The sequence below is a fragment of the Microcystis sp. LE19-41.2A genome, from assembly GCF_027530405.1.
GTDB lineage: Bacteria > Cyanobacteriota > Cyanobacteriia > Cyanobacteriales > Microcystaceae > Microcystis > Microcystis aeruginosa.
This window is the reverse complement of the sequence record NZ_JAPZQJ010000027.1, coordinates 1-1,132: the sequence shown is the minus strand read 5'-3', so window position 1 is coordinate 1,132 and position 1,132 is coordinate 1. Positions and strand designations below refer to the sequence as shown.

Sequence of the window (1,132 nt, the reverse complement as noted above, 5' to 3'; positions counted from 1 at the left end):
TTTTCGGTGGGATGCTTACAGGCAGCTGCTGATACATTTGTCATCATTTAAGAGTCACTAATAATTGCTGATTGTCGGTATTTCTGCTAATGTCAGATGCACCCACAGTATGTGTTAAGTGAGTAGTATTAAATAGCACTTGCCTACTGTCTTTTCACTGATTACTGATTACTGATTACTGATCACTTCTCACTTTCAATCTGCTTGTCAGCCGGTCAGCTGCCCTTGGCTTTCTTAATTAACAACAGACTGCCCCCAAGTATGGCGAAAGCAACAACCGCATTGGGTTCAGGAACTTTGGTGGCAAAGGAAGCATTGTCAATACTAAAACTATCGACAGCTGTTGTATTATTGGCAAAGATAACAGAACTAAATTCTGCTGTCCCGATAATACCGAGAAACCCATTCTCTCCACCAATTGTAGGATTGATAGAAATAGTTTGGTCTCCTGTGCCATCGAAATTGCCAGTAAGAGTTAACTCATCAATGCGGGAAAAGTCAGCACCAAAAGCCAACACGGTAGCAGGAAACTGCCAGGTTATGGTATCAGAAGCACCCGCAAGTGTACCGGAAGCATTATCGTAAACACCAGGATTGACGATGCTGACACTGTTGTTATTAAACGAATTAGGCAGTGTGGGAGGAGCGGAATTAGTGGAAACAATCCCTGAATCTAGGGTAATTGACTGTGCCGAAGAAATAGTATTGCTAAAGGTATCAATGGTAATCTTGTACGAGGGGTTAGTGGCGAGTGCCGCTTCCCAGGCAGTCCGATTTGTATAAATGGTATAAGCACTAACAGAAGACACGCTACTTAACAGTAGAGTTACTGTCCCTGTGGCGAAAGCTAAAGAATTAAGGGCATTGAGCTTCACTAGGTTATTTCCTCTCATTAAAGGTGAATAAAAACCAGAGTATCAGAGCAGGTACGAAAAATCCTCTCATCTTTGTACAGAATAATTACAACCCACCTTCCGCACTTCTTAACATTCAATAGACCTCTTGCATAATTTTTTTATGGTATAATATAAGGTTTTGCTTTTTTCTCAATTCTTAGATTGAAGTGGAAAAAAGAATAAAATGTGATCTTAGGTCAGGAAATCATCTATAATTTTGCTATGTTTATTAGCAA

1 protein-coding gene is annotated in these 1,132 nt (G+C 40.2%); it reads right to left on the bottom strand.

Annotated elements, in window-relative coordinates; translation table 11 throughout:
- Window positions 1-215 precede the first annotated feature (215 nt).
- A complete protein-coding gene (locus O9290_RS01480) occupies window positions 216-893 on the bottom strand; it encodes a PEP-CTERM sorting domain-containing protein (RefSeq protein WP_353852112.1) in 678 nt (225 codons plus the stop codon).
- Between the last annotated feature and the right edge of the window lie 239 nt (window positions 894-1,132).

Bases quoted from the DNA above. Each gene is read 5' to 3' on its own strand.
- O9290_RS01480 (WP_353852112.1), bottom strand. From the start codon at position 893: ATGAGAGGAAATAACCTAGTGAAGCTCAATGCCCTTAATTCTTTAGCT.